Origin of the sequence: Phytohabitans maris, assembly GCF_031085175.1 — a bacterium.
GTDB lineage: Bacteria > Actinomycetota > Actinomycetes > Mycobacteriales > Micromonosporaceae > Phytohabitans > Phytohabitans maris.
This window is the reverse complement of sequence record NZ_JAVHUY010000073.1, coordinates 16,790-36,567: the sequence shown is the minus strand read 5'-3', so window position 1 is coordinate 36,567 and position 19,778 is coordinate 16,790. Positions and strand designations below refer to the sequence as shown.

Genomic DNA, 19,778 nt, shown 5'->3' with positions numbered 1-19,778 from the left:
GGTGTGGCCGTGCACGAGGGCCAAGCCGGCCACTGGTATGCCGACGCATTCAACCGGCTACAGGAGGCGGCGTTACCGGCCGCCGACTCGGCCCAGCTGATCACCGACCTGGCCGCGGATATCTGAAGTCACGGATATATGAGCGTTTCGATGAGCAGAAAAGGGAAGGGGTCGCAGGATGCCGACCGATCGCAAACAGTTCCTGCAAACGGTTCGGGCCCAGTATCTGGGCAGCCGGATGCGGCAGCTGCGCGAAGAGCGCGGGCTGACCTTGAAGTACATCGCCGCCTACCTGGGAGTGGAGTTCTCCACCCTCGCCCGCTACGAGCGGGCCGAGTGGCCGTTTCGCCGCGACCACGTCATCGCCCTACTGGACGTCTACGGCGTCTACGACGACGCCACGCGGACCGCGCTCGTGGACATGGCACACCAGGCGTGGCGGATCAACCAATGGGTACCAGCCGCCACCCAGCCCGACAACGCCCGCGACGCCGGCGGGGGTGGTGGTGGGACGGTGGTTGATGACTGGTGGGTGCAGCAGCGGGCCGAAGAACTGTGCATCTACGCCAACCTCACCATCCCCCAAGTGGTCCAGGCCCGCGACTACGCCACCGCGATCATCGCCCACACCGTGCCACAGCAGCCACTGGTCGACAAACTCGTCCGCCAACTGGTCGAACGGCAACAGGCCCTGGAAGTAGACCGCAAACCGGAGACCCGACTGGAAATCCTGCTCGAAGAACCCGTCCTACACCGCCCCGTCGGTGGCCGACTGGTCCTACAAGCCCAGCTGCAACATTTGGCCCGGCTACTCGAACGACCCCACATCAACGTACGGATACTGCCCACCCGGATCGGCTGGCACCCCGGCCTGCACGGCGCGTTCACCCTCTGCACCATGCAACGCCCCTACCCACCCGTCGCCCTGGTCCACCACCTCGACGGCCATCTGATGATCGAAGCCGACGCCGCCCAACGCTACAAAAACGCGTTCGACAAACTCCGCGAAGTCTCGCTAAGCCCAGCCGAGTCAGCCGCCCTGATCGCCACCACCGCCGAAGAAACATAAACCCGCACGCCAGCAGCCCCACCGTGTGAACAAACACCCGAGAAATTGGAGCCCTTGATGCAGATCATTCCGTTCGACCCTGAGGCGTCCCGCACCGCTATCACGGTCGGGGCGCAGCGGATCGCCGCCTACGCCGACAAACACGCCATCACCATCGACCCCAGCCAGTGCGAAGACCTCGCCGAACTACTGTTCGGCGACTACCGCGCCTTCCTGGCCGGCCTCACCCACGCCACCGGAACCCACCACAGCGCCAGCCGCGACACGGACAGCCACAACCGATAACCACCCAGCCTGCCGCCCACCCAGCGACCTGTCAGCCCTGCGGGCGGGCGGCAGGCACCCCCACCTTGACCTGAATCACGCTCCGACAAGTCACGATTGGCGGTAACAGTCTTGCCGAACGAATCGACCACCAGCCGACCCACCACTTCCGCCAGCGCCTCGGATACCGACCGCGCGAAGCAGCTGCGCGCTGCCCTCGCAGACCGGCTGCGCGCCGACGGGACGATTACCAGCCCGGCCGTCGAGGCGGCGTTCCGGGTGGTGGCCCGCGAGGACCTTCTCCCCGTCGAGGTGCCGCTGGAGACCGCCTACGCGGCGGACCACACCGTGGAAACCAAACACGACCAACGCGGCGTGCCGATCTCGTCCGTGTCCGCGGCCCGCACCCAGGCACGGATGCTGGAACAGGCCCAACTACAGCCCGGCATGACCGTCCTGGAAATCGGCTCGGGCGGCCTGAACGCGGCACTCATCGCCGAAATCATCGGCCCCCACGGCCGGGTGGTCAGCGTGGACATCGACCCCGAGGTCACCGAACTAGCCGAAGCCCTGCTACGGGTGACCGGCTACACCGACCGGGTCACCGTCCAACAGGCCGACGCATGGCACGGTGTGCCCGGCCAGGGGCCGTTCGACGCGACCATCGTCACCGCCAGCACACCAGACATCGCCCCCACCTGGCTGAACCAACTCACACCAGACGGTGTGCTCGTGCTCCCACTGGTCATGAACGGCCTCACCCGCACCATCGGATTCCGCCGAACCGGCGACCACCTCACCAGCACCACCACCGAACCAGCCAGCCACCTCCTGCCGATGCGAGGCGCCGGACAGCACATCGAACAGCTGCTCTTCCTGCCCGACCCGAACGGCAACAACATCACTCTCCGGTTTGACTGCGCCCCACCAGGCGACATCGGCCTGCTCGATGGCGTCCTCGCCACAGCCCGCTCCCAGCTCTGGGCCGGCGTAACGGTGCCAGACCCGAACCTGCTCGCCGACCTACAACTATGGTTCGCCTGGCACCTGCCCGGCTACTGCCAGCTATCCGCCGACACCGGAACCGAACTGGCCGCCGAACACGGCACCTGGTACCCCCACGCCGCCGTATGCGGATCAGCGTTCACCCACCTCGTGGTCCACACCACGTCCGACGGAGCCGGACTCGAGCTTGGCGCCCGCGCCTACGGCACCGACAGCTACCTCGCCGCCCAAGCGATGATCGAACAGGTCCAAGCATGGGACCACCACGGCCGACACACCACACCCACCCTCAGCTACTGGCCCACCGACAGCAACCACACCCAAATCCCCGCCGGCACCCCAACCCTGGACAAAACACACGGCGTCCTCACCATCCACTGGCCGCACAACTAGGCAGGCGCCTCGCGCTTGACGTCGGGCACGTATGGCGGACCGTCAGCGACATAACCCTCGGGCTCGTACTCCCGTCGGAAATTCGGGGTTATGCATGCAACAGATATTCGCGCTGGCCGTTCCAAACAGTCTTCCGACAGGACGCCTCCGCCTCGATGATGGGTGGCTCCGCTGGGGCTGCGGCGCCGCGGGCCGGTTCGGGGCCGCGACCGTCGGGCCGGCCTCGATGAAGGGCAGCTCCGCTGGGAGCTGCGGCGTAGATGTCGTTCAGGAAGCCCGTCGACGGCACCTCGCCTCGATGAAGGGCAGCTCCGCTGGGAGCTGCGGCGTCGCCCTGCTCGACCAGCGCGCACGCTTTCCAGCGGGTGCCTCGATGAAGGGCAGCTCCGCTGGGAGCTGCGGCCACGGGAAACCAGCCGGCGGCCGGAACGGGAGGCACCACGCCTCGATGAAGGGCAGCTCCGCTGGGAGCTGCGGCGCGTCCACTTGTCACACTCGGAGACAGCCTTGCCGCCTCGATGAAGGGCAGCTCCGCTGGGAGCTGCGGCCTGGTCGGCGGCCAGCTGCGGGTGGAGTGGGCGGTCCAGCCTCGATGAAGGGCAGCTCCGCTGGGAGCTGCGGCCTTTTATGGATCGCGATGCCATGCTCTTACCACATGTAGCCTCGATGAAGGGCAGCTCCGCTGGGAGCTGCGGCGACGTCGCCGGGGTGAAGGTCGGCCACCTCTCGTACGCGCCTCGATGAAGGGCAGCTCCGCTGGGAGCTGCGGCCAGTCGGACGGTGCAGATGTACACCGACGCTGTCGGGCTGCCTCGATGAAGGGCAGCTCCGCTGGGAGCTGCGGCCCCTTGCGCACCTCGGCGGCGGGCTCTTCTTAGGCCTCGATGAAGGGCAGCTCCGCTGGGAGCTGCGGCCAGGCCAAGGTAGACAGGGCGCGGGCAGCGCTGCCTCGATGAAGGGCAGCTCCGCTGGGAGCTGCGGCCTCCACGCAGATCTTCTCAGCGCCGTTCTCGACCTCGCCTCGATGAAGGGCAGCTCCGCTGGGAGCTGCGGCTCCCCGAGGTCCTGGACGCCACCGACGAGACGGAGCCTCGATGAAGGGCAGCTCCGCTGGGAGCTGCGGCCTCGCCGCTTCCGGGCGGCGCCCACCCGACAAGTAGCCTCGATGAAGGGCAGCTCCGCTGGGAGCTGCGGCTGAACGACGCAACGCCCTGGTCGATGAACCGCTGGCCTCGATGAAGGGCAGCTCCGCTGGGAGCTGCGGCTCCAGCGCGACGCTCCGCACCCGCCGGCGTCACGATCCGGCCTCGATGAAGGGCAGCTCCGCTGGGAGCTGCGGCTGATGGTCAGCGTCCCGTCGTTGGTGGGCGTGACGCCGCCTCGATGAAGGGCAGCTCCGCTGGGAGCTGCGGCCTCGGGCAGCTCGATCACGGCGTCGCCGGGGTCGCCCCAGCCTCGATGAAGGGCAGCTCCGCTGGGAGCTGCGGCCGCGATCCCAAGGGCGGCTTCCCGACCCAGGTGTCGCTGCCTCGATGAAGGGCAGCTCCGCTGGGAGCTGCGGCGAGGTCGGAATTGAGCCGACCCTCGACAGCCTGTTCGAGGCCTCGATGAAGGGCAGCTCCGCTGGGAGCTGCGGCTCGGGGTGAGGTCACCGCACAGGTGGTCGAGTCGATCCGGCCTCGATGAAGGGCAGCTCCGTTGGGAGCTGCGGCGGCGTCGGGTTCCGCGCCGTCCGGTCCGCCGAGGTCGTGCCTCGATGAAGGGCAGCTCCGCTGGGAGCTGCGGCCGTCCGCGTACGGGTCGCCGAGCTTCGGGCCCGGGAAGCCTCGATGAAGGGCAGCTCCGCTGGGAGCTGCGGCGACAACAGAGCAACGGGCGCAGCCTCGCCGTCCCGCCTCGATGAAGGGCAGCTCCGCTGGGAGCTGCGGCCCAGCCTGGGGATAGGGCTTGACACTTTGCAGCATGCCTCGATGAAGGGCAGCTCCGCTGGGAGCTGCGGCATCGGCTACCAGGCAGCGACGGACAGCTGCACTACGCCTCGATGAAGGGCAGCTCCGCTGGGAGCTGCGGCTCTGACCCCTCCTGATAGATGCTAATGAGTTGATCCCAAGCCTCGATGAAGGGCAGCTCCGCTGGGAGCTGCGGCGCGGATCGATGGCACCGAGCCCGACTGTGAACTCGATCCCGCCTCGATGAAGGGCAGCTCCGCTGGGAGCTGCGGCCTGCTCTTCACCGTGATGTGCCTTGCTGACGTGGTTCTTGCCTCGATGAAGGGCAGCTCCGCTGGGAGCTGCGGCTGACGATGGCACCGGCTTCGGGGTGCCGCACCCAGTAGCCGCCTCGATGAAGGGCAGCTCCGCTGGGAGCTGCGGCTTTCGATGACCGATGGGTACAGCGGCTCACCCCAGCCTCGATGAAGGGCAGCTCCGCTGGGAGCTGCGGCCACATCCGCGAACTCGATGTGCCAAGCCGGTCCGCCGTTGCCTCGATGAAGGGCAGCTCCGCTGGGAGCTGCGGCTCTTGTTGCGCTGGCCCGCAAGCGCCTGGTTCGGATTCAGCCTCGATGAAGGGCAGCTCCGCTGGGAGCTGCGGCAAGTACGTGCAGGTCGGTGTCCGCACGCATGATGGACGCCTCGATGAAGGGCAGCTCCGCTGGGAGCTGCGGCGAGCAGGTCGATCGTTTCCCAGTCGGCCGGGTTCATCACGCCTCGATGAAGGGCAGCTCCGCTGGGAGCTGCGGCTGCCGGCCTGCCGCGCCGCCGAGCTGGCCGAGCACGGGCCTCGATGAAGGGCAGCTCCGCTGGGAGCTGCGGCGTCGGTGAGACGCTTGTACTGTTCGTTCGTCAGCGGCCCGCCTCGATGAAGGGCAGCTCCGCTGGGAGCTGCGGCTTGCCGGGCGGCGGGTTGGTGTTCGGCGGCCCGACGAGCGTGCCTCGATGAAGGGCAGCTCCGCTGGGAGCTGCGGCCCGGGCGTGTTCGCTGCCGCCTTCGCCGCGATGCCTCGATGAAGGGCAGCTCCGCTGGGAGCTGCGGCGCGTGACTACCTGAGCCACCGGCAGCGCTCGCCGGTGCCGCCTCGATGAAGGGCAGCTCCGCTGGGAGCTGCGGCCGTGACCTTGAGCAGCTTCTCCTGGCCGTGCTCCTTGGTGCCTCGATGAAGGGCAGCTCCGCTGGGAGCTGCGGCCCTCATTGACGCCAGCACCGGGAGGCCACGTGATGGCCTCGATGAAGGGCAGCTCCGCTGGGAGCTGCGGCCGGTGATCCGGCCGTGTTCGCCGCGGCTGCTGACCGCGCAGCCTCGATGAAGGGCAGCTCCGCTGGGAGCTGCGGCCGACGTAGGCCGCTTCGACCAGCGGGCCGTCGTTGAGGCCTCGATGAAGGGCAGCTCCGCTGGGAGCTGCGGCTCCGTGGTGCCGAACCTTGCCCTTGGCGGTGATCAGGCCTCGATGAAGGGCAGCTCCGCTGGGAGCTGCGGCTTCCGATCGATGACGCGCTGGAGGCGGTGGCGAGGTAGCCTCGATGAAGGGCAGCTCCGCTGGGAGCTGCGGCTGGTGAGCGTCGGTGCGTAGCCCTCTCGCCTGCCGGGCCTGCCTCGATGAAGGGCAGCTCCGCTGGGAGCTGCGGCATGGGCATGAGCGCCTTCCCGTTGAGCGAGCGCATGCCTCGATGAAGGGCAGCTCCGCTGGGAGCTGCGGCCGCCACCTTCAGCCATTGCAGCCCGCGCTCGCCGAGCTGCCTCGATGAAGGGCAGCTCCGCTGGGAGCTGCGGCCGAGCTCCATGTCCATGTCGAACAGGTGGATCTCGCCTCGATGAAGGGCAGCTCCGCTGGGAGCTGCGGCCGATCCCAGCGCAGCACTAGGAACGGCACTAACAGCCTCGATGAAGGGCAGCTCCGCTGGGAGCTGCGGCACGTCACGCCGGGCGAGCGGCTATCTGCAACAAGGCCTCGATGAAGGGCAGCTCCGCTGGGAGCTGCGGCCGTGCGCATACCAGTTGCCGAGGTCTACAAGTTCTGGGTTGCCTCGATGAAGGGCAGCTCCGCTGGGAGCTGCGGCTGGCGCACAGCGCCTCTTCCCCATATGGGGTGAGACGGCCTCGATGAAGGGCAGCTCCGCTGGGAGCTGCGGCCAGGGTGGCGGCGCCGAGGTGGACGCCGGGGCGTTCCTCATGCCTCGATGAAGGGCAGCTCCGCTGGGAGCTGCGGCCGGAGCCGGTGCCGGCCACCCGGACCACAGTCTCGTCGGGGCCTCGATGAAGGGCAGCTCCGCTGGGAGCTGCGGCAGCCCATCTCGCCGCTGGCGAAGAAGCACAGCACCAGGCCTCGATGAAGGGCAGCTCCGCTGGGAGCTGCGGCACCTGCCGCGCGGCCTTCAGCTCCTCGGCGCTCATGCGCCTCGATGAAGGGCAGCTCCGCTGGGAGCTGCGGCCTGACGACCGTCGTGACACTGCGAGCTGGTGACCCGCCTCGATGAAGGGCAGCTCCGCTGGGAGCTGCGGCTTGCTCACGCTGCATCCCGGGTGTACGTGTCCAACGCGCCTCGATGAAGGGCAGCTCCGCTGGGAGCTGCGGCCGCTGCTGCGGCCGTGGGCTGAGGCAATGCGCGACCAGCTGCCTCGATGAAGGGCAGCTCCGCTGGGAGCTGCGGCGGAGAGCCTGTCATGGCGATGGATGACGCCAGCGTGCCTCGATGAAGGGCAGCTCCGCTGGGAGCTGCGGCCCAGCCCGTTCGTCGCACCACGGCCGGGCATCTAGCCTCGATGAAGGGCAGCTCCGCTGGGAGCTGCGGCCGGTCAGGTAGCGCTCCAGGCCCTCGTCGTCGCGGACGCCTCGATGAAGGGCAGCTCCGCTGGGAGCTGCGGCCGTGGGCGTTGCGAGTGCTGTCGATCTGCCTGACCGGGCCTCGATGAAGGGCAGCTCCGCTGGGAGCTGCGGCTGCGTCCTCGACGTGGCGCGGGACGGCCAGCACGGCCTCGATGAAGGGCAGCTCCGCTGGGAGCTGCGGCGGCCTGATCACCGATGTCGTTCGAGTCGTACATCGCGCCTCGATGAAGGGCAGCTCCGCTGGGAGCTGCGGCTCGGTGACGGCTTCGGCCAGGGCCCGGTCCGCCCGGGCCTCGATGAAGGGCAGCTCCGCTGGGAGCTGCGGCGTAGATGTCGTTGAGGAAGCCGGTGCTCGGCACTTCGCCTCGATGAAGGGCAGCTCCGCTGGGAGCTGCGGCCCGGTGACCACACACGAGCTACCGAGCCGGACGGCCCGGCCTCGATGAAGGGCAGCTCCGCTGGGAGCTGCGGCGACGCGCTCCCATCGGTCCTGCTCGCGGCGGTTCGGCCTCGATGAAGGGCAGCTCCGCTGGGAGCTGCGGCATGGTTCACGCACCCGGGGGAGGGTGTGCTCTTGCCTCGATGAAGGGCAGCTCCGCTGGGAGCTGCGGCCGGAGAGCCCGCATGAAGCCGACCCTCGGCCGCATCGTCCAGCCTCGATGAAGGGCAGCTCCGCTGGGAGCTGCGGCTTGTCGACCCGCTGGTAGCGGTACTCCGAGTCCACGCCTCGATGAAGGGCAGCTCCGCTGGGAGCTGCGGCCAGTCGCAGTGGGTGCAGACCCCGGACCTCGCCCAGCCTCGATGAAGGGCAGCTCCGCTGGGAGCTGCGGCCCTGGAGCGCGTGCCGCTTGTCCCGATCGGCCGGGACCGCCTCGATGAAGGGCAGCTCCGCTGGGAGCTGCGGCCTATACCACCGCGAGCCGATGCCGCGTACCCGCGCTGAGGCCTCGATGAAGGGCAGCTCCGCTGGGAGCTGCGGCGGGGTACGCCGGCGACGACCGGCACAACCCGCCCACCCCGCCTCGATGAAGGGCAGCTCCGCTGGGAGCTGCGGCTTGGGGCGGCGGACGGCGACCTCGCGGCCGCCGGGGCCTCGATGAAGGGCAGCTCCGCTGGGAGCTGCGGCTAGCGCAGGCAAGCGGAGCGCGCGGAGGCGCGGAGCCGGCCTCGATGAAGGGCAGCTCCGCTGGGAGCTGCGGCGCGGTGAGCAACGATCCGGCGGCCGTGGCGAACCCGCCTCGATGAAGGGCAGCTCCGCTGGGAGCTGCGGCTGTGGATACCATCCAACCGCTCTTGGAACACTCCCGGCCTCGATGAAGGGCAGCTCCGCTGGGAGCTGCGGCTCGTCGTTGTACGAGTTGAAGGTGGCGGGTGACCAGCCTCGATGAAGGGCAGCTCCGCTGGGAGCTGCGGCCTCCCCGAACCGTCGCCGGCGCCGCGGGTTCCGCTGCCTCGATGAAGGGCAGCTCCGCTGGGAGCTGCGGCTTGCTTCCACGTCGGTGTCTGCGCGGCGCACGGCAAGCGCCTGCCTCGATGAAGGGCAGCTCCGCTGGGAGCTGCGGCCCGCCGCGCGGTGGCCTCGTCGACCGGGTGCAGCGCGCCTCGATGAAGGGCAGCTCCGCTGGGAGCTGCGGCCCGCGAACACCGACGTGACCGGTGTCCGCGAGGTCATGCCTCGATGAAGGGCAGCTCCGCTGGGAGCTGCGGCCCGACAGTCCCACCTTCGAGGAAGTCAAGTGGCACCGGCCTCGATGAAGGGCAGCTCCGCTGGGAGCTGCGGCGCGGATGATCCGAGACCACAGGACTTCTTCACTCCTGCCTCGATGAAGGGCAGCTCCGCTGGGAGCTGCGGCATGAACTCGCCGCGGAGCCGGTCTGCCTTGAGGCCGATCATGCCTCGATGAAGGGCAGCTCCGCTGGGAGCTGCGGCGTGCTGGCTGACCGCTGAGCCCCACAACAGGCCCTCGCGGCCTCGATGAAGGGCAGCTCCGCTGGGAGCTGCGGCCGCATCACCTGGCCGAGGGTTGGCAATCCCCCGACCCCAGGCCTCGATGAAGGGCAGCTCCGCTGGGAGCTGCGGCGGCGATGACCGTGCCTGCCACCTCGCTCGGAATCGTGCCTCGATGAAGGGCAGCTCCGCTGGGAGCTGCGGCCGTCAACCCGTACAGCCGGATGGCCAACCGGCAGATCGAGCCTCGATGAAGGGCAGCTCCGCTGGGAGCTGCGGCTGGCTGGCCCCGTTCGTCGCGCCAGAGCCGCCGCCGCCGCCTCGATGAAGGGCAGCTCCGCTGGGAGCTGCGGCCGGTATCGCGGACGCCGTCGAAGAGCGGGTCGAAGTCGCCTCGATGAAGGGCAGCTCCGCTGGGAGCTGCGGCCCGGTGCTCGGCCGGACCCTGCGGATCATCCGGGACGCGCCTCGATGAAGGGCAGCTCCGCTGGGAGCTGCGGCCTTTGGCCTTTTCGGTTTCTTGGGTTGTTCATTGAGCCTCGATGAAGGGCAGCTCCGCTGGGAGCTGCGGCCTATGCGCCTGCTCACCGTGACCCCCGGCCGGCACCCGCCTCGATGAAGGGCAGCTCCGCTGGGAGCTGCGGCGTGGGCGCGGTGCGTGGCGTCGCGGTGGATCGCGGCGAAGCCTCGATGAAGGGCAGCTCCGCTGGGAGCTGCGGCCATCGCCCGGAAGCGCGCGATCCTGCACAACGCGCTTGAGCCTCGATGAAGGGCAGCTCCGCTGGGAGCTGCGGCTTTGGCGCGGTGTCGGCGGAACGCGGGTGGCGTACCTGCCTCGATGAAGGGCAGCTCCGCTGGGAGCTGCGGCGAGCGCACGGGCCGGACCCCCGGCCACTGCTGGAGGCGCTGCCTCGATGAAGGGCAGCTCCGCTGGGAGCTGCGGCCGCGGCCGGCGGCGGTGGGGGAGCGGGCACCTCGGGCCTCGATGAAGGGCAGCTCCGCTGGGAGCTGCGGCGAGATGGTGTCGCTGCCCGCCTACACGGAGAGGCAGCCTCGATGAAGGGCAGCTCCGCTGGGAGCTGCGGCCGGCGTTCGACCTCGACCCGCCAGGCTTCGGTGAGGTTGGCGCCTCGATGAAGGGCAGCTCCGCTGGGAGCTGCGGCTCGGCGGCATGGCTGACGAGCAGGGCGAAGCGCCCGGGCCTCGATGAAGGGCAGCTCCGCTGGGAGCTGCGGCGCCCACCCAGGGCTGTCCGGGTGGGCCGTTCCGGGTGGCCTCGATGAAGGGCAGCTCCGCTGGGAGCTGCGGCGCGCGCCGGCAGCTTCGGGGCGGGCGAGTTCTGGCGGCCCTTGCCTCGATGAAGGGCAGCTCCGCTGGGAGCTGCGGCCCGCCGCACCCGGCCGGCGTCGTCCGCAACTGCACGGTCAGGCCTCGATGAAGGGCAGCTCCGCTGGGAGCTGCGGCGGCCCACCTGCTCGGTCTCGCCGCTGGCACCCCGGCCTCGATGAAGGGCAGCTCCGCTGGGAGCTGCGGCCGGATGTTCCAGGTCCGTAGCGATGTCGGCAGGGCGCCTCGATGAAGGGCAGCTCCGCTGGGAGCTGCGGCAGGGTCAAAATCCTAGCCGCCTTGAGCAGGGTGGAAGCCGTTCGGCTGCGAAGGGTCTATTCCGGCGGCAATCAGCGGGCGTTGCCAGGGCTGCGATCGCGGTGTTCTGTAAGGCTGGCTGGCTGGGCAAACGTCCACGCGAAGGGTGCACGCTGGCGTACGTGATGACGGAGGCTTCGCCGATGGTCTAGAGGATCGCTGGCCCGTGGTCGGTGATGGTACGGCTGCGGCCGATCACATCGAGTGATTGGCGTTGATTGTCGCGCAGAGTACCGAGGTTGCAGAACAGGATGGAATCCGTGCTCTGGTCTATCAGGTGGATGAGCTGGGTCCGGAGCCGCAGGAGCTTGGCGGGCCGAGTGTCCACGATGAACACGCTGTACTGTACGCGGTCGCCGTAGGATTCGAGCTTCTTGGCGACGTTTGTTCTCCGGACGTCGTCGGAGATGTCGTACGCGATGAGGTAGCGGCGTACGTCGTCTCGGCTCATCGGATTTTGATGCCCTGGTATCGGGGCTGTGTCCCGTCGACCACTCCCAAGACGAGTCGCGCCTGGATTTCCATTGCGCGTCGCCACGTTACGTCGTACCCGAAGATGGGGTGACGGAAGGTGCCGGTGACTCGGCGCTCGTAGCCGGCTATCAGCGCCTTGCGTCCGCGCTCTCCGATTCGGGTGGTCCCGAGCACGGTTGAGAAGTCTCGGGCGCGTATCTCGCCGTTGTTGAATGCGTTGATGACGACCGAGTCGGCCACCGGGGCGCGGAACTCCTCGACGAGGTCGAGCGCAAGTGCCGGCTTGTTGCGTCCGCTGCTGTGCAGGAAGCCGGCGTGCGGGTCGAGGCCGCAGGCAACGACGGCGCGCAGGGCGTCAGCGGTCAGCAGGCCGTAGCAGAGGTTCAAGGCCGCGTTGAGGGGGTCCCGGGCGGGCCGTCGTGTCCGCACGGAGAAGCTCAGCTCTTCCGCGGCTACGACTTTCGTCCGGAACATGGTGAGGAAGCACTCGAAGTAGCGCGCCGCGGCATCGCCTTCGATACCGAAGAGGTGGGTCAGTGACGGTGCTTCAAGCGCTTCCCGCTGTAGCTCGCGTAGCCGGGCCACCGTGGTCGGGGCGTCACCGTGCCGGCGCAGCAGCGTCGCCTGGTTAGCGATCTTCGCGGACACGAATTGTCGAGCCAGATCGATGCGCCCTTTGTGGGATGCGACGTGTTGGAGCAGCCGCGGGCCACCGTTGGGTCCCTGTGCCGCTCTGGCCCATCCGGTGACCCGACCCGAGCTGGTGCACCAGACGACGGACAGGCTGCGCCACAGCAGCTCGCGGATGAGGCCGCTGGAGAGGTCGACGTTGCCGTGCACCACGACGCCCTGCACGCGTTCGATGGGGAACGTGCCCAGCTTCTCGCCACTCTTGCTGACTTCGATCCGCCCGCGGGTGACGTACGCCCGCGAGCCCGGAGTGGTCAGGTGCAGCACCTGCGTGTCCGGGTCGGCTACGACAATCCGGCGGGTCACCGGCGCCAGCGGGCGTTCGTCGGGAAGGCACACGGTGATGTGCGAGCAGCGGGAGCAGCGCCGATCGTCTTCGAGCGGAGGCGGTGCCGCCTCAGCGGCGAGAGTACGCACGGTGGCGGCGACCGTTTCCCGTGCGAGCGCCATGTCTTCGGCGGAGAGATCTACGTCGACCCGGGTGTGATGGTTGGTGAAGTAGATCGCCTGCCCGTTCACCGGGTAGCCCATGTCGGCCAGTGCGCCGGCCAGCAGCGCTACTTGCACACGCATCGGTTCGGTGACTTCCGGCCGGCGACGGACCGGTGTGGCCTTGTGCTCGATGACCGTCATGGCGGCGTTCTCATCGAGTTCGACGGTGTCGCAGCGGCCGACGACGCCGAGGTCGTGGCTGATCACGTCGACCGCGCGGTAGCGCCCGGACCGCGACCCGGTGGGGTCGTCGGCCGGCGTATGGGCCTCAGTACCGACCGCCATCTGGTGTGTGTCGGTGCTTTCCCCCACTGCTTCCAGCCAGGCCCGGCGAGGGCAGAACGCGTGGTGCGCCACCAGGCTGATGGGAACTAGGTCGCGCTGCCCTTCGCCGGCGGTGTCGTGCATCAGCGGCGGCCGGTCTTGGCGAACTCGCCGAGCATGGCACGGCGTTCGGGTGCGCTGTCGCTGCCGAACCGCTTCACCGGGAAGCGTACGACCGCGGTGACCCCGCGGCTGGCCAGCCATTGACCGGCTGGCTCTCCGCCTCGCCCGTCGTCGTCCGGAGCGCGCCGGATGTCGTCCGGGGAGAGGCCGGTCTCGGCGAACCGGCGGAGCTGTCCACTCGCGAGGATGGTACGCAGACGAGCTGTCCGCCAGGCTCCGTCCCAGACCGGGACGTAGAAGTAGCCGGCGGTTCCTCGTCCAATGTGGCCTGTGGTGGAGGCGAAGCTCTGTGTGCGTTGCGCGACGGGGAACTGCGAGATGCCCCACAGCGCGCACCAGGCCAGTGCGTTGTCGGTCGGCCCCGGCGCGGCGAAGCCCGTGGGCGTACGGCTGGCTTGCGCGTCCTTGCCGATCTCGTCGCGCACACCCCGGCCGAGCAGTCCGTCGCTGACCGCCGCGGCGGTCCGGGCGGCGACCGCCGCAGCGAGTGGGCGGATCCGGTTGCCCACGAACTCGGCCCCCTGGTTTCGGGGCTGCATCTCCAGCCGGCTGGCACCGTCGTCCTGGAGCCGCTGGCCCTGCCGGTTGAAACGCCAGTAGCTCGGCTCTCCCAGCGCGGCGACAAGCCGGAGGTCGAGCAGCGCCCGTTCCCGCGTGAGCTGGTGGAGCACCTGGTGCCGGCGTTCCTGAAGCGAACGCCAGCTCTCGCGACTGGTGATGGTGCTGATTCGCGGGCTCATCAGCGCCCGCTGCTCATCATCGCTGACCTGCCGGCTCGGCCAGCTTTCCGGGCTGTCGTGCCGGGCCGCGTGCCTGCGTACGGCTTCGCCGATCGTCTCGGGTGTGGCCTGAGGTGCGCTGAGCACCGGTCGGGGCGCCATGCCACCGGTCCACGCCAGCTGGACGCCTTCCATGCCGCCGTCCTCGACGATCGCCGCGAGCCCGTACAGCGCCATGTGCGACAGCATCGTCGTCGGTTCGGCGGCCGCCAGGACAAAGTCGGTCATGACCCCTCCGCGGAGACCTGCCCGTCGGCCGCGCGGAGCAGCGCCTCCAGGTAGGCACAGCCCCACACGCCCCAACAGTTGTGTGTACGTTCGATCAGCTCGTCCCACGAACCCTCGTCGAACAGCGTGACGGCGACTTCGTCGGCGCCGCCGACCAATTGCTCACTCGTGTGCGGGAAGTCATGCCGGCCATGGCCGTGGCTGGTACCGATCAGCCGAGCCACCAGGTCTCGGCGTTTGTCATCCAGTGTGGACAGTTCTGGCCAGGCGCGGACCACCGAGAGCTGTTCGTGCCGCCAACCGGTCGGTAGGCCGGAGGCCGTGCGCAGCCGCCGGATCGTCCGCAGGTCCCGCAGGCCGCTCTTGGCCAACGGTTCCTCGAGGACAGGGCCGTGGCGCAGCGAACGCTGGAATCGGTCGTCCGCCTTCCCGTCGTCATGGTGAAGCCCCGCGAGGCGCAGTGTCTCCACCAGTCCGGTGTCGAGGCCGAGCCGGGTGGCGACGGCCTCGGCCCGTTCCGCCACCGCTTCGGAATGCCGGCGAAGAGGGACCGGCCTGCGGCGCGGCGTCCACGTCTCCCGCAGCTCCGCGTCGGCGGTCGCCTTACGGAGGTCGACCACGATCAGCCGACCGAGCTCTGGCTCGCCGTCGTCGCGCTCCTGCCAGTACAACCTCATCTCGGCACCGGCCGGCTCGTCCTCAGATCGGTCGAGCAGGTCGGCCGCCACCACCACCATCGGGCGCGGCGCCAGCTCCTCACGGTGTACGCGAAGCAGCCGGGCGACCTCCCGCGGGTCGAGCTCATCCGGGTGGTCGGCAGCGGCGGCCACGGCATCGAGGAGACGGCGGTGAGCGGCGATGCCTCGCTCGATCCGGAGCACGACCTCGCCCGGCTTCGGTTCGTCGAGCGCATCGAGCACGTCGTCGACCCGTTCCTTGCCGTCCGGGTCGACGACCCTGGAGGTGAACAGCTCGGTGGTGCTGTCAATGACGATCTGGTCGCCGGGCCGGAGCCGGTCGTCGTCGGTGAGCGGGCGCGGCTGGTCGTCGCCGGGGCGGACCAGCACCGAGCCCGGTTTCAGACGGGCCCGGATCGTCGCCGCCTTCCTGATCGAGACCGGAAACACCTCGTACTCCCGTGGCGGAAGTGCCTCGATCAGGCTCACCGCGTCGGCCTCGTCGTCTGGTAGGTCGCGCCGGACGACGATGCCGAACTCGTGGTCGGGCTCGTCGAGGTCATCGGAGAGCCACAGGTCGAGGTCGTCCTGGGGCGCGGCAAGGTCGTCGCTGGTCCGGGCGAGGTGCCACGCCTGGGCCAGTTCCAGGCGCTGGAGCAGGTCCCGGCGCAACGCCGGCACCGGCGGCCGGGGGTCGCGCAGTGCCCACGGCGCGAGGCCAGCCGGATCGGACTGCCGCTGCGCCAGCCAGGTGTGGGCCGCCACCAGGTCATCACGCCGGTACGGCTGCCCGAGCCGCTCGTTGGCGGGCAGCTCGGCAGCCGGCACCACGACGGAGATGGCCGTCGTCGTGCGCAGTCCGAGCCGGTTGACCCGGCCGGCCCGCTGGGCGATGGCCCCACCGGGCGCCAGCTCTGTCACCGCGGCCGCCAGGTCGAGATCAACCCCGACTTCCAATGTCTGGGTACTGACGAGGACGTCGACCGCCGGGTCGCCGCCGATGCTGAGCAGCGTCGACTTCGGCGGCCGCAGGCGGGCAACGTCGTAGGGCCGCAGCCGCCCGCAGACCAGCGCGGTCGCCATGCCCCGCGTTCGCAGCTCCTCGTCCACGGCGGCCGCGACCGCGACGGTATTAACGAAACACCCGACCGTCGAGCCGTACTCCTGGCGCAGCCGCACCGCCTCGTCCGCCAGCGCCGTGACGCCCGCCTTCCGGGCCGATCCGCTGGGTGGGATCGGCCAGGACGCGAGTGGCAGCAGCGTGACCGGCTTGGGCGCGGTCAGCCGTTGCCGCAGCGGCTCGTCCACCTCCACGTCGCCCGGTTCGACGCCCACTGCCACACCAGCGTCGGTGCGGGGCGTGGCGGTGGTCTCCACGACCTGCAGGACCGGCGCGCCGAGCGGCTCCTCCACGACGTCGGCCAGCTCAGCGACCCGGCGGGCGGTGGTCACCAGCTGCTGCGACAGGTGCGCCTCGTCGACGACGGCGACGGTGTCGTACGCGAGCAGACCGGCCTCGCGGGGCCACGCCTGCCGCCGCGATCCGTATCCCGACAACAGCAGCCGTGAGCCCCACATGTCGGGCGTGGCACAGAGCACGGCGCAGCTGACCGGGTCGTCCAGCCATTCCCGGGACGGTTGCGCGCCACCGCGCAGCAGTGCCGTCCACAGTGGGGGGTCGGCCGGCCCTTTCCGCCGTACACGCAGCGAGTCCAGTGCATCGGCCATCCGGGCGAGGACGGTCGCGCCTCCGCGGCCATCCGCCAGCTGGTTCGCGACGAACCTCGCGTGCTCGTACTGGTCATCGACGAGAGCACGGCGGTCGACGACGAGCGCCAGCCGGCGCGGCACCCGGACCGGGTGGCCGGCGGCCATCAGGGCCACCGCGAACACGTGCACGTCGATGACGCTCGTCTTGCCGGCTCCGGTAGGGGCGACGAGCTGGTCGGGCCAGTGTCCGGTGTGGAGGATGTGGTCGAGCAGTCTATCCTGCCATCGGAACGGCCGATGTCCACCATAGACAGCGGTGAAGAAGGCGTCGAAGTCGGCGCGGTCGAGGCTCATCGGGCCAGCCTTCGCGCGATCTCGGACGGCAGGTCTCTCGGCACGAGCAGCCCTCCACCGAGGTGCCGGCTCTGCCCGATGGCGGCGATCGTGCGGGGCCCGGCCAGGTCACCGAGGCCCAGCACCGCCCGGTACGGCTGGATCACCGTGTCCGGGTGCACCTTGTGCACGTAGCGGCCGGCATCGCCGTCCATCACCCGTACCGCCGACTCGACCCGGACGCCACGCCCGGCGGCCGCCTCGGCCAGCGCCCGGTAGCGCGCGTCGCCGCGACCGGATGCGGTGAACTCGTGCCGCCAGACCAGCGCCACCGACAGCGCCGCAGCGTCGGCGAGGGACCAGCGACCACCACGCGGCGGCCTGCTGTCGGGCACGGCGACCGGCACCGTGTCCCACCACCGTTCGGTGCCGGCGGACGGCTCCGGCCAGAACCTGTCGGCCGGGATCTCCACCGGCTGCTCGACGTTGAACGGACCGGCGGCGACTCGGACGCGCCGCAGCCGCTGCACCGCCATTCTGATCAGAGTGAGGTCGACATCGCTCGCCTCCCGCGGCAGCAGCAACGCGAGCGCGGTGCCACCGATGTGTGGCGCGTCGGGGCCGAGGAACTGGATCGCGCACCGGTTGGCCGGGCGTGGCACCCCGGGTTCGTAGACGCCGGTCAGGATCGCGGGTGCGCCGTCGCCAACGAGCGCGATAAGCGTGCGGTGCACGGCAACCGCACACCGCACCCGCCGCTCCGGCGGGATGGGCTGGTCGACCCGCAGGAGCAGCACCGATGCCCACGGCGTCGGCGGGGGCGGCGGCTCCGGACGTGCGTACCGGCCGAGGTCGAGACCGGCTGTCACCAGCGGTGGCGGTACGGTCTTCTCGCTTGACCTGTGCGCGTCGGCCTTCAACGGCGGCGCCACCAACGCCTCTCGATGCGCTGCCACAAGGGCGTCCGCCCGACCGGTGGTGGCCACCGCGAGATCCAGGCCTTTCCCGGTGAACAGGTCGGCCTCGCGGTCGAGCCGGTGGGTCGGCTCGGCCTCGGCCACCACGAGCCGCACCGGCGACTCACTGGTCCCCAGATATGGCACCTCAGGGCAGAGCTCGGCCAGCGCGGCGGCGACCGGCTCGGGCGGAGCCTGGTCCCACGTCCACGCGAACCGCCCGGCCACCGCGACGCCGCTCACCGCCGGCTTGCCGATCAGCTTCTCCGACAACGGGCTGCGGCCTTCCTTGACGACCAAGCCCTCTTTCCGGTATGCCGTCGCGGCGCCCCCGTTGCGCAGGGTCTCCGGCGTGGCGATGCCGTCCGGTGGGTTCGCCTCCAGCCAGCGCAACGCTTCACGGTCGGCGTCGCAGGGCTGTAGCCCGTCTCCGTCGGCGACCGCCCGGACACCCTGCGCCGCCGCGCAGAGCAAGGCGGCGTGCAGCCTGGCCGGCGACGGCAGCGGGTCGAGTTGCCCGCTGCCCACATGTCCCTTGTAGACGCCAAGCAGTGGCTCGGCGACAATGGCGAACCCCATCAGTTCTCGTCCGCGTCTACCGCACCGGAGACGATGTCCGGGTTGCCGGTGACCCGCATCGCCAGCCCGGACCACTTGACGTCGGCAACCTTCTCGGCATGCGCAAGCGCCTCGCTCAGCAGCAGGTCAGCCGCGTCGATGCTGAGCGGCTCGACCTCCAGGAACGCGCCGCCCCGCTGGTCGAGCCGAACCTTCGGCGCCTCCGCCTCGACGAGATCGCAGTTGGCCCGCAGGTAGAGCTCAGCATCGGACCGGGCAAGCGCATCGAGCGCCAATGCGGCCAACAACGCCCGGCACGCCGCGTCACCCTCCACACCGGCCCCGAACCGCATCTGCCGGAGCGTGGCGAAGGAGAGCACGTGCGTACGGATGATGGTGTCGCAGGCGACGCCCGCCAACTGGTCCAACGTCGGCGGGATCCCGCCGAGGCCGAGCACGGACGCCGACTTCGCGTCACCGGGTTTGATTCCGGCAGCCGTCTTGACGATGCCGTCATAGGTGGCCGGACTGAGTTCCTCCCGCTGCCGTTCTGCCGTCTCGGTCATCACCTTCTTGCCCAGGTTGATCTGCATGCCGACCGGGTCGACTCGTGCCCCACCACGCACGCCAGGCTCGGGCTTGGTCAGCACACCATGCTCGTCGCGACTGGCCGCGACGAAGCCCACGATCTCCCCAACCAACGCGCTCCGCCAGCGCCCCTGCCGGCTGCGCCGGCTCGAATCCCACCCACCGAAGACAAGCGTCACCGGGCTCGTCTCAAGCAATGCCCGGGCGTTGGCCGGAGTCGCGTCCCGGACAGAGCGGTACGTCTCGGTCTGCGTGGTCGGTTGCCCGTCGATCGTGCCAGCGCGGATGTGCCCGTCGAACACCCGGTGCGGCAGCGTGAGATCGTAGTAGTGCTCAAGTGCACCGTCCCGCTCGTAGCTGACCCGCACATGCGGCACACGCGACAGCAGCGGGTGTCCGTCCTCGATGGCCTGCGCCAGCGCCTGCTCGGCACGGTTGAGCTGCGACTGCTTCGAGTCGATCACGACCGCGTAGCGACTCTCCTCACCGAGGTAACGCTGCTCGTACGCGTACGAGCCGCCCTTCTTACCGCGCTCGGCAAACTTGGCCGGCGCGACCGAAGCGTGCCGCCCACCAGCCGGCTCCAGCGACGTCGTCGACGTGAGACAACTCGACCCACCCGGCGCCCCGGCGGCGAGCAAGGTGGCAAGATCCAACGAACGCATTCAGGCTCCCTTCTGGAAACAACCAACAATGTGCT

At 69.7% G+C, this 19,778-nt stretch carries 9 protein-coding genes and 1 CRISPR repeat array; of the genes, 3 read left to right on the top strand and 6 right to left on the bottom strand.

What is annotated here, in order from left to right; translation table 11 throughout:
- Positions 1–178: 178 nt before the first annotated feature.
- The 3 genes from RB614_RS42570 (at position 179) to fxlM (ending at position 2,731) form a co-directional block, all read left to right on the top strand.
- A complete protein-coding gene (locus RB614_RS42570; protein ID WP_308718417.1) occupies positions 179–1,069 on the top strand; it encodes a helix-turn-helix domain-containing protein in 891 nt (296 codons plus the stop codon).
- Positions 1,070–1,126: 57 nt separating this feature from the next.
- Positions 1,127–1,354, top strand: coding sequence for a hypothetical protein (locus tag RB614_RS42565; RefSeq protein WP_308718416.1), 228 nt, complete (start codon positions 1,127–1,129; stop codon positions 1,352–1,354).
- Between the two features lie 111 nt (positions 1,355–1,465).
- Positions 1,466–2,731, top strand: coding sequence for a methyltransferase, FxLD system (gene fxlM / locus RB614_RS42560; RefSeq protein ID WP_308718415.1), 1,266 nt, complete (start codon positions 1,466–1,468; stop codon positions 2,729–2,731).
- A gap of 220 nt (positions 2,732–2,951) precedes the next feature.
- A CRISPR array of direct repeats spans positions 2,952–11,107; the repeat unit is 36 nt; unit sequence GCCTCGATGAAGGGCAGCTCCGCTGGGAGCTGCGGC.
- A 187-nt stretch (positions 11,108–11,294) separates the two neighbouring features.
- On the opposite strand, the gene cas2 is transcribed toward fxlM, so the two are convergent.
- From cas2 to cas7g, 6 genes are read right to left on the bottom strand one after another with little or no spacing between them, the layout of a single operon-like run.
- The gene (gene cas2 / locus RB614_RS42555) at positions 11,295–11,597 is read right to left on the bottom strand and encodes a CRISPR-associated endonuclease Cas2 (RefSeq protein WP_308718414.1); all 303 of its coding nucleotides are present in this window, start codon (positions 11,595–11,597) and stop codon (positions 11,295–11,297) included.
- Positions 11,594–13,210 (bottom strand): CRISPR-associated endonuclease Cas1, encoded by a 1,617-nt coding sequence (gene cas1 / locus RB614_RS42550; protein ID WP_308718413.1) that lies wholly within the window; start codon positions 13,208–13,210, stop codon positions 11,594–11,596. Before cas1 ends, cas2 begins: the two co-directional genes overlap by 4 nt.
- Complete coding sequence (locus RB614_RS42545; protein ID WP_308718412.1) at positions 13,210–14,256, bottom strand: hypothetical protein; 1,047 nt, start codon at positions 14,254–14,256, stop codon at positions 13,210–13,212. The genes cas1 and RB614_RS42545 overlap by 1 nt, the downstream gene beginning before the upstream one ends.
- Complete coding sequence (gene cas3g, locus RB614_RS42540; RefSeq protein WP_308718411.1) at positions 14,253–16,997, bottom strand: type I-G CRISPR-associated helicase/endonuclease Cas3g; 2,745 nt, start codon at positions 16,995–16,997, stop codon at positions 14,253–14,255. The genes RB614_RS42545 and cas3g overlap by 4 nt, the downstream gene beginning before the upstream one ends.
- Positions 16,994–18,511, bottom strand: coding sequence for a type I-G CRISPR-associated protein Csb2 (gene csb2, locus RB614_RS42535; protein WP_308718410.1), 1,518 nt, complete (start codon positions 18,509–18,511; stop codon positions 16,994–16,996). The genes cas3g and csb2 overlap by 4 nt, the downstream gene beginning before the upstream one ends.
- On the bottom strand, positions 18,511–19,743 hold the full coding sequence (cas7g, locus tag RB614_RS42530; RefSeq protein WP_308718409.1) for a type I-G CRISPR-associated RAMP protein Csb1/Cas7g: 1,233 nt from the start codon (positions 19,741–19,743) through the stop codon (positions 18,511–18,513). The genes csb2 and cas7g overlap by 1 nt, the downstream gene beginning before the upstream one ends.
- Positions 19,744–19,778: the final 35 nt, after the last annotated feature.

Bases quoted from the DNA above. Each gene is read 5' to 3' on its own strand.
- RB614_RS42570 (WP_308718417.1), top strand. From the start codon at position 179: ATGCCGACCGATCGCAAACAGTTCCTGCAAACGGTTCGGGCCCAGTAT.
- RB614_RS42565 (WP_308718416.1), top strand. From the start codon at position 1,127: ATGCAGATCATTCCGTTCGACCCTGAGGCGTCCCGCACCGCTATCACG.
- cas2 (WP_308718414.1), bottom strand. From the start codon at position 11,597: ATGAGCCGAGACGACGTACGCCGCTACCTCATCGCGTACGACATCTCC.
- cas1 (WP_308718413.1), bottom strand. From the start codon at position 13,210: ATGCACGACACCGCCGGCGAAGGGCAGCGCGACCTAGTTCCCATCAGC.
- RB614_RS42545 (WP_308718412.1), bottom strand. From the start codon at position 14,256: ATGACCGACTTTGTCCTGGCGGCCGCCGAACCGACGACGATGCTGTCG.
- cas3g (WP_308718411.1), bottom strand. From the start codon at position 16,997: ATGAGCCTCGACCGCGCCGACTTCGACGCCTTCTTCACCGCTGTCTAT.
- csb2 (WP_308718410.1), bottom strand. From the start codon at position 18,511: ATGGGGTTCGCCATTGTCGCCGAGCCACTGCTTGGCGTCTACAAGGGA.
- cas7g (WP_308718409.1), bottom strand. From the start codon at position 19,743: ATGCGTTCGTTGGATCTTGCCACCTTGCTCGCCGCCGGGGCGCCGGGT.